At 67.7% G+C, this 13243-nt stretch carries 13 protein-coding genes and 1 tRNA gene; 7 read left to right on the top strand and 7 right to left on the bottom strand.

Annotation, left to right across the window (positions count from 1 at the left end; all coding sequences use genetic code 11):
- Positions 1–94: 94 nt before the first annotated feature.
- Entirely contained in the window at positions 95–463 is a 369-nt protein-coding gene (locus INR38_RS08000) for a DUF2946 family protein (protein ID WP_012203922.1), read from the bottom strand.
- 103 nt (positions 464–566) lie between these two features.
- On the opposite strand from INR38_RS08000, the gene INR38_RS07995 reads away from it, so the two are divergent.
- Positions 567–1331, top strand: coding sequence for an alpha/beta fold hydrolase (locus INR38_RS07995; protein ID WP_207443153.1), 765 nt, complete (start codon positions 567–569; stop codon positions 1329–1331).
- Positions 1332–1401: 70 nt separating this feature from the next.
- Here the strand turns inward: INR38_RS07995 and INR38_RS07990 are convergent, their stop codons facing one another.
- Genes INR38_RS07990 through INR38_RS07980 form a run of 3 tightly spaced genes read right to left on the bottom strand, consistent with a single transcriptional unit; the run spans position 1402 to position 4880 of the window.
- Positions 1402–3093, bottom strand: a complete 1692-nt coding sequence (locus INR38_RS07990) for a cobalt chelatase (protein ID WP_207443154.1) — start codon at positions 3091–3093, stop codon at positions 1402–1404.
- Positions 3083–4060: an AAA family ATPase gene (locus INR38_RS07985; RefSeq protein WP_207443155.1), complete on the bottom strand. Its 978-nt coding sequence runs from the start codon at positions 4058–4060 to the stop codon at positions 3083–3085. Before INR38_RS07985 ends, INR38_RS07990 begins: the two co-directional genes overlap by 11 nt.
- Positions 4053–4880, bottom strand: a complete 828-nt coding sequence (locus INR38_RS07980) for an IclR family transcriptional regulator (RefSeq protein ID WP_012203918.1) — start codon at positions 4878–4880, stop codon at positions 4053–4055. Before INR38_RS07980 ends, INR38_RS07985 begins: the two co-directional genes overlap by 8 nt.
- Positions 4881–5011: 131 nt before the next feature.
- Here INR38_RS07980 and xsc point away from each other — a divergent pair, with 131 nt between their 5' ends.
- The 4 genes from xsc to INR38_RS07960 all read left to right on the top strand — a co-directional run bounded on the left by xsc (position 5012) and on the right by INR38_RS07960 (position 9513).
- Positions 5012–6823, top strand: a complete 1812-nt coding sequence (xsc, locus tag INR38_RS07975) for a sulfoacetaldehyde acetyltransferase (protein WP_207443156.1) — start codon at positions 5012–5014, stop codon at positions 6821–6823.
- Positions 6824–7043: 220 nt separating this feature from the next.
- Complete coding sequence (locus INR38_RS07970) at positions 7044–8018, top strand: bifunctional enoyl-CoA hydratase/phosphate acetyltransferase (RefSeq protein ID WP_207443157.1); 975 nt, start codon at positions 7044–7046, stop codon at positions 8016–8018.
- Positions 8015–9061: a putative sulfate exporter family transporter gene (locus INR38_RS07965; protein ID WP_013803832.1), complete on the top strand. Its 1047-nt coding sequence runs from the start codon at positions 8015–8017 to the stop codon at positions 9059–9061. The genes INR38_RS07970 and INR38_RS07965 overlap by 4 nt, the downstream gene beginning before the upstream one ends.
- 242 nt (positions 9062–9303) lie before the next feature.
- Complete coding sequence (locus INR38_RS07960) at positions 9304–9513, top strand: hypothetical protein (protein ID WP_242698995.1); 210 nt, start codon at positions 9304–9306, stop codon at positions 9511–9513.
- A 19-nt stretch (positions 9514–9532) separates the two neighbouring features.
- Here INR38_RS07960 and INR38_RS07955 read toward each other — a convergent pair whose 3' ends face one another.
- Positions 9533–10426, bottom strand: coding sequence for a LysR family transcriptional regulator (locus tag INR38_RS07955; protein ID WP_207443159.1), 894 nt, complete (start codon positions 10424–10426; stop codon positions 9533–9535).
- 101 nt (positions 10427–10527) lie between these two features.
- On the opposite strand from INR38_RS07955, the gene INR38_RS07950 reads away from it, so the two are divergent.
- Positions 10528–11514 carry an NAD-dependent epimerase/dehydratase family protein gene (locus INR38_RS07950; RefSeq protein WP_207443160.1) on the top strand — a complete coding sequence of 329 codons (987 nt, stop codon included), beginning with the start codon at positions 10528–10530 and terminating at the stop codon, positions 11512–11514.
- Positions 11515–11560: 46 nt separating this feature from the next.
- Here the strand turns inward: INR38_RS07950 and INR38_RS07945 are convergent.
- Together INR38_RS07945 and INR38_RS07940 are read right to left on the bottom strand one after the other, a co-directional pair.
- A tRNA-Gln gene (locus INR38_RS07945) sits at positions 11561–11637 on the bottom strand.
- A 59-nt stretch (positions 11638–11696) separates the two neighbouring features.
- Positions 11697–12728, bottom strand: coding sequence for an IS3 family transposase (locus INR38_RS07940; RefSeq protein ID WP_207443161.1), 1032 nt, complete (start codon positions 12726–12728; stop codon positions 11697–11699).
- Positions 12729–12817: 89 nt separating this feature from the next.
- Between INR38_RS07940 and INR38_RS07935 the strand changes: the two genes are divergently transcribed.
- Entirely contained in the window at positions 12818–13135 is a 318-nt protein-coding gene (locus INR38_RS07935; protein WP_207443162.1) for a hypothetical protein, read from the top strand.
- Positions 13136–13243 lie beyond the last annotated feature (108 nt).

The following is a 13243-nucleotide window of genomic DNA, read 5'->3' as shown; positions in this document are numbered from 1 at the left end:
GCACCGCCAAGGCTGCGCCCGGCCGGTGCGGCAATGTTCTGAGACAGGCCAGCGGCCAGACAGCGCGGGACAGCGCTGCACAGCAACCGAGGGCTCAGGCGATCAGCAGTAGCAAGGGAGGCCCGCGCGGCGGCAGCGGTGCGCCGACCAGGGAGGCAATGCGGGCAGAGACGATGGGCTGCAGCGCGCGGCCCAGCGGCTGCGGTTGCGCCCAGGAGGGGGAGACATGCGCGGGCGGCGGCGTCACCGCCAGGCACAGCGGGCAGTCCAGCGAATGCTGGGCAGACACCGCCTGCCCTTCTTCACCGTTGACCACGACCAGCTTGACGCTGCCGCCAGCCGTGCAGACCAGTTCCATGGCCTGCGGGTGCACCAGGGGCGATGCAATGGCCAGGCCCAGCGTCAACGCGAACCACGCCATGACCAGGCGGGCCAGTGAGACGGAGTTGCGCAGGGCGTGCATGGCTGGGGATTATGGGGCTGGGATGCCGGATATGCGTGGTATCCGTAGCCGCCTGCCCGCATGGGCCATCCCATAATCGCCTTTTCCCCAAGCAGTGACCGCCATGTCGAAACTCCATGTTGTGCAGCAGGGCCAAGGCCCGGCCCTCGTTCTGAGCCACGCGCTCGGTTGTGACCTCCAGATGTGGGACGGCGTTGCCCAGGCGCTGGAAGACCGCTTCACCGTGGTGCGCTACGACCACCGGGGCCACGGCCGCTCGCCCGCCATCGGCGAGGCTTTCGACATGAACGACCTGGCAGACGACGCAGCCGGCGTGATCGAGGCGCTGGGCCAGGGGCCGGTGCACTTCGTGGGCCTGTCCATGGGCGGCATGACGGCCCAGGCCCTGGCCGTGCGCCATCCGGCGCTGGTGCGCAGCATCACCATCGCCAATTCGGCCAGCTACTACGACGAGGCCGCGCGCGCAGGCTGGCAGGCGCGCATTGCCACCGTGCACGACCAGGGCGTGGCGGTGATTGCCGACGGCGCCATGCAGCGCTGGTTCACCCCCGAGTTCCGCACCGCGCAGGCGGCCCGCGTGGCCACCTTGCGCGCAGGGCTGGAGGCTCTGGCGGCCAAGCCCTATGCGGCCGCCTGTGCGGCCGTGGGCGGCATCGATTTTCGCGAGAGCAATCGGCGCATCGCCTGCCCCGCGCTGCTCATTGCGGGCAGTCGCGATGAGGCCACGCCGCCTGCCTTGTCCGAGGACATGCAGGCGCAGATTCCGGGCGCGCAGCTGGTGTCGCTGCCCGCCGCGCATTTGAGTGCCGTGGAAATGCCCGTGGAGTTTGCGCGGTTGGTGAGCGACTTTGTCGCGCAGGTCCGCTAGATCTGCAGTCCCACCCGGGCGGGATGGGGGCTGAGCGAAGTCGCTATCGTGGAGGAGATCACGGAGGGCATCACGGCCGACAGATCAACTCCGCCACGTCCATCAGCAGGGCTTCATCGATCTGCTCGCGCAGGTCCACCGCCAGCCTGCGCCGGTAGAACACGCCCAGGTCCAGCCCCACGCCCAGCGCGCGGATCTGCACGTCGCCCGCGCGCTCGTGCCGGGCGATGACCTGGCGCAGGTGCTGGTCCAGGTAGTGCTCGTCGTTGGCCTGGTGCGTGGCCGTGTCCATGGGGCAGCCGTCCGAGATGACGAGCAGGATGCGGCGCTGCGCGGGCCGCGCCAGCAGCCGCTCGCAGGCCCATTCCACGGCCTCGCCGTCCACGCCCTCGCGAAACAGGTCGGGCCTGCGCAGCGCGGCAATGCCGTGGCGGGCGTGGCGCCAGGGTTTGGCGGCATCCTTGAAGACGATGTGCAGCCGCTCGTTGAGCCGGCCCGGGATGTGGGGCTGGCCCGCGCGCTGCCAGTCGCGGCGGGCGCGGCCGCCGTTCCAGGCCTGGGTGGAAAAGCCCAGCACGTCCACCGGCACGCCGGCCATGGACAGCGCGCGTCCCAGCAGGTCCACCAGCAGGGACAGCGGGCGCGCATGCGCCTTCATCGAGCCCGAGCAGTCCAGCAGGAGGGCCACGGCCGCATCGCTGACGGGGCGCGGCAGCTCGTTCCTGAAGATGGCGCGCTGCTGCGGATCACTGACCAGTTGCGCCAGCCGGCTTGCATCCAGGTGTCCATCCTCCAGGCCGAACTGCCAGCCGTCGTGGCGCGGCACGGCCAGGCGCTGCTGCAGGTGGCGGGCCAGCCGGCCCGCGTGCAATCCGCTGCGCGCCAGTTCCTCATCCATCTGCCCGCGGAACTCGGCCAGTTGCGCTGCGCGGATCAGCTCGGCGGCCTGCGCCTCGCGGTCATAGGCGCGCGTGAACACGCGGTAGCTGTGGGCCGAGCCGGCCCAGGCGCGGCTGTCGCCGCTGAGCGCCACGGGCGGCGCATCCAGGCTTTGCGATTCAAAGTGCAGCGGCAGCGCGAAGCTGCCGCGCCGGCGCGGCCCGGCAGCGCCGCGCGGCGCCTCTTCCTGGGCTGACCGCACGGCCTGGCCCACCCAGCGGCTGATGGCCAGGGCCGGCGCAATGAAGGCCTGCTGGTCCTGCCGGTGGCGGCGCAGCAGGGCCCACTGCGCGCCCAGTTGCGCGGACAGGCCGGCGCGCGTGGCCTCGGCCAGGTCGGCCAGGGCATCGGGCGGCTCATGTCCGCTCAGGCGGCTCCAGGCGGTCAGCGCCACCGTGAACAGCAGGATGCCCAGGCTGCTTTCGGTCAGGCCCGAATCGGCAAAGGCCTGGCTCCAGTGCACAAAGCGCGCATGCAGGTTAGCGCGTGCGCCCGGCCATTCCTCGGGCGCCAGGCTTTCCACGCGCAACTGCTCCAGCAGTTCGAACACCAGCCGCTCCACCGGGTCGCCGGGCAGGTGGCGCGCGTGCAGCGCGGCATCGCTCAGGCGCAGGCGCAGGCTGGCGCCGTCGAGCAGGCCGCGCTGGTCGGCCAATCGGGCCGGCACATCGGATTGGTGGGCCGCTGCCAGCACCACGGGCGCCGTGCCCCGGTACAGCGTCTGCCCGCTCCATTGCAGCGAGGCATCGCCCGCCATGGCGCGCAGCAGCGCGCCGCCCCAGGCCTCCATGCGCGCCAGCGAGGGGGATGCCTCAGCAGGCATGGGCGGGCTCGTCGCGCAGCGCCAGTTCCTGGCCGAAGCAGCGCTGGAAATACTCGGCCACGATGGCCCGCTCGGCCGGCTCGCACTTGTTGAGGAAGGACAGCTCGAAGGCCAGCCGCAGGTCGTGGAAGATCTGCGCGTTCTCGGCCCAGGTGATGACGGTGCGCGGTGACATCAGCAGCGACAGGTCGCCCACCGCGAAGCCCTTGCGCGTGAGCGCGGCCAGCGCCACCATGGCGGCCACCTGCTCGCGCCCCTGCGGCGTGGCCAACTGCGGCACGCGCGCCAGCACGATGGCGGCCTCCTCGGCCGGCGCCAGGTAGTCCAGGCTGGTGACCAGGTTCCAGCGGTCGAGCTGGGCGTGGTTGAGCATCTGCGTGCCGTGGTACAGGCCGCTGAGGTTGCCCTGGCCCAGTGTGTTCATGGTGGCGAAGAGGCGGAACTGCGCATGCGGCTGGAGCACGCGCTTTTGGTCCAGCAGGGTGAAGCTGCCCTCGCGTTCGAGCACGCGCTGGATGACGAACATCACGTCGGGCCGGCCCGCGTCGTATTCATCGAAGACCAGGGCCACGGGCCGCTGCAGCGCCCAGGGCAGGATGCCTTCCTGGAACTGCGTGACCTGGCGGCCCTCCTGCAGCACGATGGCGTCCTTGCCCACCAGGTCCAGCCGGCTGATGTGCCCGTCGAGGTTGACGCGCACGCAGGGCCAGTTCAGCCGTGCCGCCACCTGCTCGATATGGGTGGACTTGCCCGTGCCGTGCAACCCCTGGATGACCACGCGCCGGTTGTGCGCAAAGCCGGCCAGGATGGCCAGCGTGGCCTGCGGGTTGAAGCGGTAGGCCAGGTCCACGGCCGGCACATGCTCGCTGCGTTCGGCAAAGGCCGGCACCTGCATGTCGGTGTCCAGGCCGAAGGTCTCGCGCACGCCAAGCGTGCGCGTGGGATGCATCAGGGTCAGCTCAGTCATCGTCAGGGGCTCCCGGGGGGACTTCGTCGTTGATGCGCGCAATCGCCTCGGCCGCCGCGCGCAGTTGGGGAAGAAAGGACAGCGCCCGCTCGCGCGTGAAACGCATGATGGGCGCCTGCACGGCCAGCCCCATGTTCGAGGGGCCGCCCTGGATGGAGGGCACGAGCACGCCCAGGCACAGCAGGCCGGGCAGGAATTCCTCGTTGTCGAAGGCATGGCCCTGGGCGCGCACCTGGTCCAGTTCGGCGTCCAGCGCGTCAAAGGCCGTCAGCGTGTTGGCCGTGAAGCCTTCCAGCGGCACGGCCGACAGCAGCCGCCTGCGCTGCGCGGGCGCCATCTGGCTCAGGAACAGCTTGCCCGTGGCCGAGCAATGGGCCGGCACGCGCGAGCCCGGGTGCAGATAAAAGCGCAGCGGCGCGGGCGTCTCCACCCGGTCCAGGTAGAGCACCTCGCTGCCCGAGAAGGCGGTGATGTTGCAGCTCTCGCCGATATCGCGCACCAGTTGCGCCAGCACCGCATGGCGTGCGCCGTGCGTGGTGTTGTTGAGCAGCACGCTCTCGGCCAGCCGCATCAGGCGCCGGCCCGTGCCGTAGTGCCGGCCATTGCCCTCGCGCTGCAGGATGCCCGCGCCCTCGAGCTGCTGGAGCATGCGGTGCATGGTGGGCTTGGGCAGGCCTGTCTCCTCGACCATGGTCTGCAGCGTGAAGGGCTCGTTCTTCTGGGCAATGGCCTCCAGCAGGGCGAACAACCGCAGGTTGGGCGTGTCGCCATCGATACGGGCAGGGATGGGGTCACGGGTGTTCATGGTGTTGGTCATCATATGTTTTTCAATTTTTCGAGTCAATTTGTTCCGAAAAAAGAAATTTGTTTGACATCCAGGCGAAGTCGGTCCTAGACTTGCGCCGTAATTTCTTTTTTCGGAACATTAAGTTCCATTTTCAAGGAGACAACATGACTGCAGCCAACAATCGTACGGTGGTCGAAGGCGTCCAGAAGATGACCCCTTCCGAAGCCTTTGTGGAGACCTGCGTGGCCAACGGCGTCACGGAGATGTTCGGCATCATGGGCTCGGCCTTCATGGATGCCATGGACATCTTCGCGCCCGCCGGCATCCGCCTGATCCCCGTGGTGCACGAGCAGGGCGCGGCCCACATGGCCGACGGCTATGCGCGCGTCTCGGGCCGCCACGGCGTGGTGATCGGCCAGAACGGCCCCGGCATCAGCAACTGCGTGACCGCCATCGCCGCCGCCTACTGGGCCCACAGCCCCGTGGTCATGATCACGCCCGAGACCGGCACCATGGGCATGGGCCTGGGGGGCTTCCAGGAAGCCAACCAGCTGCCCATGTTCCAGGAGTTCACCAAGTACCAGGGCCATGTCTGCAACCCCAAGCGCATGGCCGAGTTCACGGCCCGCTGCTTTGACCGCGCCATCTCCGAGATGGGCCCCACCCAGCTGAACATTCCGCGCGACTATTTCTACGGCGAAGTGCAGTGCGAAATCCCCAAGCCCATGCGCGTGGAGCGCGGCTCGGGCGGCGAAAACAGCCTGCAGGCCGCCACGGAACTGCTGGCCACGGCCAAGTTCCCCGTGATCCTGGCCGGCGGCGGCGTGGTCATGGGCGATGCGGTCGAGGAATGCAGGCAGCTGGCCGAGCGCCTGGGCGCCCCCGTGGTCACGGGCTACCTGCGCAATGACGCCTTCCCCGCCAAGCACCCGCTGTGGGCCGGCCCGCTGGGCTACCAGGGCTCCAAGGCCGCGATGAAGCTCATCGCCCAGGCCGACGTGGTGATCGCGCTGGGCTCGCGCATGGGTCCCTTCGGCACCCTGCCCCAGCACGGCATGGACTACTGGCCCAAGAACGCCAAGATCATCCAGGTCGAGGCCGACCACACCAACCTGGGCCTGGTCAAGAAGATCTCGGTGGGCATCCACGGCGACGCCAAGGCCGTGGCACGCGAGCTGGGCCGCCGCCTGCAGGGCCAGACCCTGGCCTGCGACGCCACCAAGGCAGCGCGCGCCGACACCATCGCCACCGAGAAGGCCGCCTGGGAGAAGGAGCTGGACGAGTGGACGCATGAGCGCGACCCCTACAGCCTGGACATGATCGAAGAGGCCAAGGGCGAGCGCACGCCCACGGGCGGCAAGTACCTGCACCCGCGCCAGGTGCTGCGCGAGCTGGAAAAAGCCATGCCGCCGCGCGTGATGGTCTCCACCGACATCGGCAACATCAACTCCGTGGCCAACAGCTACCTGCGCTTCGACGAGCCGCGCAGCTTCTTCGCGCCCATGAGCTTCGGCAACTGCGGCTATGCCCTGCCCACCATCATCGGTGCCAAGTGCGCAGCGCCCGACCGCCCGGCCATCGCCTACGCCGGCGACGGCGCCTGGGGCATGAGCATGGTGGAGATCATGACCGCCGTGCGCCATGACATTCCCGTCACGGCCGTGGTCTTCCACAACCGCCAGTGGGGCGCGGAAAAGAAGAACCAGGTGGACTTCTACAACCGCCGCTTCGTGGCCGGCGAGCTGGAAAGCGAGAGCTTCGCGGCCATTGCCAGCGCCATGGGTGCCGAGAGCATCGTGGTCGACCAGATCGAGGACGTGGGCCCGGCGCTGCAAAAGGCCATCGACCTGCAGATGAACCACGGCAAGACCTGCGTGATCGAGGTGATGTGCACGCGCGAACTGGGCGACCCGTTCCGCCGCGATGCGCTGGCCAATCCCGTGCGCTTCCTCGAAAAGTACAAAGATTTCGTCTGAAGCTGTCTGACACCCCCTGAGGCGCTGCGCGCCTTCCCCCTCTCTACCCGCTGCGCGGGGGAGGGGGACGACACCCTCGGTGCGGGGCGGCCCTTCCTCGGTGTCCCTGGGATGGGCCGCGCCGGTTTCATGCGCCTGGGTGCGCAAGGCTCTCGAAAGCCGATTCCCAGATTCCCTGCGTTGCTCGCGCCGGGCCCTGTACTTTCCCGCAGGAGCTTTCATGGTCCCCCCACTTTCACTTGCCGTGGCCGCCGACGATGCGCCCGCCACGCACCGCCCCCATCTCCAGCACTTGCTCGACCAGGCCAAGGCGCAAGGCCCCATTCCGGTGGCCGTGGCCTATCCCTGTGATGCGGGCTCGCTGCAGGCCGCCATGCAGGCCGCGCAGGCGGGCCTGATCACGCCGCTGCTGGTGGGCCCCGAGGCACGCATCCGGGCTGCGGCCCAGGCAGCCGGGCTGGATCTGGCGGGCGCGTCCATCCATTCCACAGCCGACGATCCACGCGCGGCGGCGGCCCAGGCGGCGGCGCTGTGCGGCAGCGGCCAGGCCCGCGCGCTGATGAAGGGCAGCCTGCACAGCGACGAGCTGCTGGGCGCTGCCGTGGCGCGCGAGGCCGGCCTGCGCGGCAGCCGCCGCGCCAGCCATGTGTTCGTGATGGACCTGCCGGGCTTCGAGCGCCCGCTGCTGATGACCGATTGCGTGGTCAACATCTTCCCCACGCTGATGGACAAGCGCGACATTGCGCAGAACGCCATCGACCTGGCCCGTGCCATCGGCATTGCCCGGCCGCGCGTGGCCGTGCTCTCGGCGGTGGAGACGGTCAACCCCGCCATTCCCGGCACCATCGACGCGGCCGCGCTGTGCAAGATGGCCGACCGGGGGCAGATCAGCGGCGCCATCCTCGACGGGCCGCTGGCCTACGACAACGCCATCTCGCTGCGCTCGGCGCATCACAAGGGCATCGTCTCCGATGTGGCGGGCCAGCCCGACGTGCTGCTGGTGCCCAGCCTGGAGGCCGGCAACATGATCTACAAGCAGCTGGTCTACATGGCCGACGCCGAATGCGCGGGCCTGGTGCTGGGCATGCGCGTGCCCATCGTGCTGACCAGCCGTTCGGACTCGGTGGCCAGCCGCATCGCGTCCTGCACGCTTGCGGTTCTGGCCGATGCGGCGGGCGGCAAGGAGCAGCCATGAGCCAGGTTCAAGCCCCGTTGGCAGCACAGCCGCCCGTGCCGCGCATGCTGCAATGGCTGAAGCTCCTGCCCGGCACAGGCCTGTCGGGCGTGATTGCGCTGGCAGCCACCTTCGTCTCCACGCTGCACGGCGGGCCGCAGCTGCTGTTCGCGCTGTTCTTCGGCGTGGCCTTTCACTTCCTGAGCCAGGACGCGCGCGCCAAGCCGGGCATCGAGTTCTGCGCACGTGGCGTGCTGCGCCTGGGCGTGGGCCTGCTGGGCGCGCGCATCACGGCCACGCAGATCGCGGGCCTGGGCTGGACCACGGCGCTGATCGTCATCGCCGCCGTGGTCACCACGCTGCTGTGCGGCACGCTGCTGGGCCGGCGCCTGGGCCTGACGCGGCCGCAGGGCGTGCTGTCGGGCGGCGCGGTGGCCATCTGTGGCGCCTCGGCGGCGCTGGCCATCTCCTCGGTGCTGCCGCGCGACAAGGACAGCGACCGCTTCACGCTGACCGTGGTGGTCACGGTCACCGTGCTGTCCACGGCCGCCATGGTGCTGTACCCCCTGGTGGCGCGCGCACTGCACCTGCCGCCCGAGCTGGCGGGCCTGTTCATCGGCGGCACTATCCACGATGTGGCCCAGGTGGTGGGCGCGGGCTACACCATCGACCAGGCCACGGGCGACTACGCCACCATCGTCAAGCTGTTCCGCGTGTCCATGCTGGCCGTGGTGGTCGTCATGGTCTCGGCCCTGTTCAAGCGCCAGCGCGAGGCTGCGGCCGAGCAGCACCACGGCAAGAAGCCGGGCCTGGTGCCCTGGTTCCTGTGGGTGTTCGTCGCGCTGGTGGCCATCAACTCGCTGGGCTGGGTGCCGCCGGGGCTGCAGCACCAGTTGAGCGACCTGTCGCGCAACTGCCTGGTGCTGGCCATTGCGGCCCTGGGCCTGAAGACCTCGTTCCAGCAACTGGCCCAGGCCGGCTGGCGGCCTTTTGCACTGCTGGTGGTGGAGACGCTGTGGATGGCGGCCTTCGTGCTGATAGCCATCGAGTTCGAGATGCGTTGAACCCAAGCGCAATACGGCAGTTTTCCAGGGCCCGCCATGCGCGGGCCCTTCTCATTTTTCATGGAACCGGCGCATTTGATGTTCGCGCATTGAAGTGATACATTTGCACACAATTTTTTGACCCACATCAACGCCCGACACGAGCCGTGAACGTTCTTCGCAAGCAAGCCGGCAGATTCCGCAGACGCACTGCCATCCAGGTCCTCGCCCTCCTGCGCAGGCAACAACCCCTGCAAGCTGCCTTGCTGCGGCTGCTTCCGTGCCTGCTGCTGCTGGCCGGCTGCGCCGTGCTGCTGGACTCCCTGGTGCCCATCCCGCTGTGGGCCGTCGCCGGCCTGACGGGGGTCATGGCGGGCTACATCGCCCACAACTGCCTGGCGTTTGTTGCATCCCAGCGCAGGAAATCCATGCTGCGCCATCTCGCGCGCTGCTGCCTGCTGCACGCCCAATGAAACACAGGCGCCCGGGTCTTCAGGCACCGCTGCTGGCATAGGCCGTCAGCGCCTGCGCGACCGCCTTGAACACAACGGCGCAGCGCTCGCTCTTGCGCAGGTCCTCATGCATGGCCACCCAGGTATCGAGCTTCCATGAGAATGCCTGCGGCAGCACCCGCACCAGGCCCGGGTCCCTGGCCGCCAGCACCGACTGGCAGATGCCGATGCCAAATCCAGCGCGGATGGCGCCCAGCTGTGCCAGGTCGCTGTCCGAGCTCAGCGCCATGGCTTCGCGCGTGAACATCGGAAACTGCTGCTGAAACCTGCGGATGAAGGCGTTCTCATGGTCGAAGCCGATCAGCGAATGCCCGGCCAGCTCCTGCAGCGAAGCCGGCACGCCATGCCTGGCCAGATAGCTCTCATGGGCATGCAGCCCCAGTTCGATGGCGCCGATATGGCGGGCCACCAGCGCCTCCTGCTGCGGCCGGAACATGCGCACGGCCACATCGGCCTCGCGGCGCAGCAGGTCATCGACCGCGTTGGACAGCACCAGTTCGATGCGCAGTTCAGGATGGGCAGCGCGCAATTGCGCCAGCACGGGCGGCAGCAGCTCCACGCCCACGACCTCGCTGGCCGTCAGGCGCACCGTGCCGCGCACGCCCGCGCCATGGCTGGCCGCCACGCGGCGCAGCGCGGCAGCCGTCGCGGCCATGCTGGCCGCATAGGGCTGCAATTCATAGGCCGCCTCGGTGGGTGCGAAGCCATCGGACGAACGGGTGAACAGTTGCAGGCCCAGCGCCGACTCCAGCCCGTCAATGTGCCGGCCCACGGTTGGCTGTGCCAGGCCCATGGCCCGGCCCGCCGCTGACAGCGACCCGGACTCCAGCACCTGCAAAAAGCTGCGATACCACTCCCAATGGGGTTCCGACATCACTGATCCATTCATTTATGCATGGACACCAGAAGATTCTAGGCAATTTTCCTTTTGCGGCGTGTTGCGGACACTGGCGTGGTCACCACAGGACCCGCACCATGCCATCCATTGCACTTTTCGGCGCCGCAGGCGCCATCGGCCAGAGCCTGGCCGCCGCGCTCAGACAACAGGGCCGCGCCTATCGCGTGGTCGGCCGCAACGCCGCCAGCCTGCGCCAGACCTTCGGCGCCGATCCCCTGGCCGAGATCGCCACCTGGAACCCGGATGTCGCCGGCTCCATCGAGGCTGCCGCCCACGGCGTGGACACGCTGGTCTACCTGGTGGGCGTGAACTACTGGCAGTTTCAATTGCATCCCGAACTGATGCGCAAGACGCTGGAAGGCGCCATTGCCGCGGGCGTGCGCCGCATCGTGCTGATCGGCACCGTCTATCCCTACGGAAAGGCCCGCACCCTGCCCGTGGCGGAAGACCACCCGCGCGAGCTCCATACCTTCAAGGGCCGCATGCGCAAAGCCCAGGAGGACCTGCTGCTGCAAGCCCATGCACAGGGCCGCATCGAGGCCACCGTGCTGCGCCTGCCCGACTTCTACGGCCCCGGAGTGCACAACAGCCTGCTGCACGGCGCCTTCGAGGCGGCGGCCCAAGGCGGCCGGGCCGACATGATCGGCCCGCTGGACAGGCCGCACGAGTTTGTCTATGTGCCTGATGTGGGCCCCGTCGTGGCGCGCCTCATCGACACGCCGCAGGCATTCGGCAGGGTCTGGCACCTGGCTGGCGCGGGGGCGACCACGCAGCGCGACATCGTCTCGGAGATCGAACGCCTGAGCGGCAGGCCGTTGAAACTGCGCGTTGCAGGCAAGACCGCGCTGCGCCTAGCCGGCCTGTTCAGCCCCTTGATGCGCGAACTGGCCGAGATGCACTACCTGCTGACCGATCCGCTGATCATGGACGACTCGGCCCTGCACACCCTGCTGGGCCCCATCGCCAAGACCCCCTACGCCCAGGGCATACGCGCCACGCTGGATGCCGCCAGGGCGGGCGCGGGCTCAGCTGTGAACTCCAGCCCGCAGCAGGCCACGGCCTGAAAACAAAAAAGCCCTGACAGCAGAACTGTCAGGGCCTTTGTCTATCTGGCAGGGGAGGAAGGACTCGAACCCTCGCATGCCGGAATCAAAATCCGGTGCCTTTACCAACTTGGCGACTCCCCTAGAAGACCTAAATTCTAATACGTTTTTTTGGTCGCAAAAAGAAAACGCGTCAGATTCTTTCAACGCGGCGAGCCATCGGGGCCTGCATCACTCCAGCGTGCGGCCTCTTCAAGCAGATGATCTGCCGCCTCCAGAGAAGCTGCCTGCAGTTCTGGATCGTCTTCCATACGCTGCAGCTCCTGATCCACAAGGGCCGGGAACTGCGGATCAGCCTGCAGTGCGTCGCCCAGTTCACGCACCAGCGTGGCTTCCATGAACGCAAGTGGCTGCCAAGTCAGCAGCGCGGCAGGCACGCGTTGGCTAGTCATGCTGGACTGCATCGACCAACCCACGATGCTTCGCGAGTACAGGTCCAGCACCACCGCCACATACAGCCAGCCTTCAGCCGTCCAGATGTAGGTAAAGTCGGCCACCCACTTGCGGTTCGGCGCATCTGCCTGGAACTGGCGGTCAAGCACGTTGTCGGCGATGGCGCTGCGCTCGCCAAGGTCCTTGGGCAAGCCTCGGCGACGAGGCCGTGCGCGTAGCGCCTGTTCACGCATCAGCCACTCAATGCGGTGCAGTCCGCAGTGCTCCCCCAATGCCAGCACGTCATGCCACACGCGCCGTGCTCCGTATGTACGGTCGCTACCCGCGAAGCTTTGCCGCACCTGCGCACCTAACCGCTCATCACTCAGGCTGCGTTGGCTGCGTGGCCTCACCAACCAGGCGTAGAAGCCACTTCGCGAAACACCGAGCGCCTCGCACATCAGATTCACTGGCCAGGCCCCTCGGTGTTTCGCAACGAAGCCGAACTTCACATCGACTCCTTGGCGAAGAAGGCCGCAGCTTTTTTCAGGATGTCGCGCTCCATTTTGAGCTTGGCAACTTCCTTGCGTAGCCGCTCTATTTCGGCCTGCTCGGGCTTCATTCACGCCCTTTCCAGGAAACGCCTGCTGCGGGTCAACCTTCAGCTCGCGCATCCATGCCCTCAGCCGCGTCTCATGCACATCCAGGCCGCGCGCCGCTTGCGCCACTGCAACCCCTCGCTCGGTCACAAGCTTGACCGCTTCAACCTTGAATTCCCGGCTGAACTGCCGTCTCGTTCCCATAAACCACCTCCGGTTTCATCTTCCACCTTAACAAGGTGTCTTTGAAACCGGCAGCAGCCCAGGACGCGGCGCGGGGGGAACAGTGGGGCATGCGAGTGGCCCAGAGCCAGCCGGATGCTGTCATCAACGAGGCAGGAGGGTTGGCGGCAGCCAAGGTCATTGGAATGCTGAGCAAGGCTGCCGCTCCGGTACGGGGCGCTATATTTGGTGAGCGCTCGGTGTTGATGTCGAATCTGCAGACTGAGATGAGGGCTGGCTTGCGGGCAGATCTGCCGATCGGCCCCTCCTTGGAAGGAATCACGCCCGGAGGCAGCGCCGCCGTATTTGGCAGTACCGACCGGACTGGTACTGCAGATTATTTTTCGCGTTTCAGTTCTACTGAGTTGGACGCTCTGCGGTTTGCTTGACTCTCTGCCGTTGAAATTGCGCGCCATGTCCAGCTAAGCGGAGACGTATATCTCTTCCGTGGCACCTCACCGGGTTGGGCGGACTCACCCTTTGCACAGGCCACTGCT

Source organism: Delftia sp. SD018 (assembly GCF_017355445.1).
In the GTDB taxonomy this organism is placed as follows: Bacteria; Pseudomonadota; Gammaproteobacteria; order Burkholderiales; family Burkholderiaceae_C; genus Comamonas; species Comamonas acidovorans.
This window is presented reverse-complemented; position numbering and strand designations above follow the sequence as displayed.

Coding starts and splice junctions, on each gene's coding strand:
- INR38_RS08000 (WP_012203922.1), bottom strand. CDS start 463: ATGCACGCCCTGCGCAACTCCGTCTCACTGGCCCGCCTGGTCATGGCG.
- INR38_RS07995 (WP_207443153.1), top strand. CDS start 567: ATGTCGAAACTCCATGTTGTGCAGCAGGGCCAAGGCCCGGCCCTCGTT.
- INR38_RS07990 (WP_207443154.1), bottom strand. CDS start 3,093: ATGCCTGCTGAGGCATCCCCCTCGCTGGCGCGCATGGAGGCCTGGGGC.
- INR38_RS07985 (WP_207443155.1), bottom strand. CDS start 4,060: ATGACTGAGCTGACCCTGATGCATCCCACGCGCACGCTTGGCGTGCGC.
- INR38_RS07980 (WP_012203918.1), bottom strand. CDS start 4,880: ATGATGACCAACACCATGAACACCCGTGACCCCATCCCTGCCCGTATC.
- xsc (WP_207443156.1), top strand. CDS start 5,012: ATGACTGCAGCCAACAATCGTACGGTGGTCGAAGGCGTCCAGAAGATG.
- INR38_RS07970 (WP_207443157.1), top strand. CDS start 7,044: ATGGTCCCCCCACTTTCACTTGCCGTGGCCGCCGACGATGCGCCCGCC.
- INR38_RS07965 (WP_013803832.1), top strand. CDS start 8,015: ATGAGCCAGGTTCAAGCCCCGTTGGCAGCACAGCCGCCCGTGCCGCGC.
- INR38_RS07955 (WP_207443159.1), bottom strand. CDS start 10,426: ATGTCGGAACCCCATTGGGAGTGGTATCGCAGCTTTTTGCAGGTGCTG.
- INR38_RS07950 (WP_207443160.1), top strand. CDS start 10,528: ATGCCATCCATTGCACTTTTCGGCGCCGCAGGCGCCATCGGCCAGAGC.
- INR38_RS07940 (WP_207443161.1), bottom strand. CDS start 12,728: ATGGGAACGAGACGGCAGTTCAGCCGGGAATTCAAGGTTGAAGCGGTC.
- INR38_RS07935 (WP_207443162.1), top strand. CDS start 12,818: ATGCGAGTGGCCCAGAGCCAGCCGGATGCTGTCATCAACGAGGCAGGA.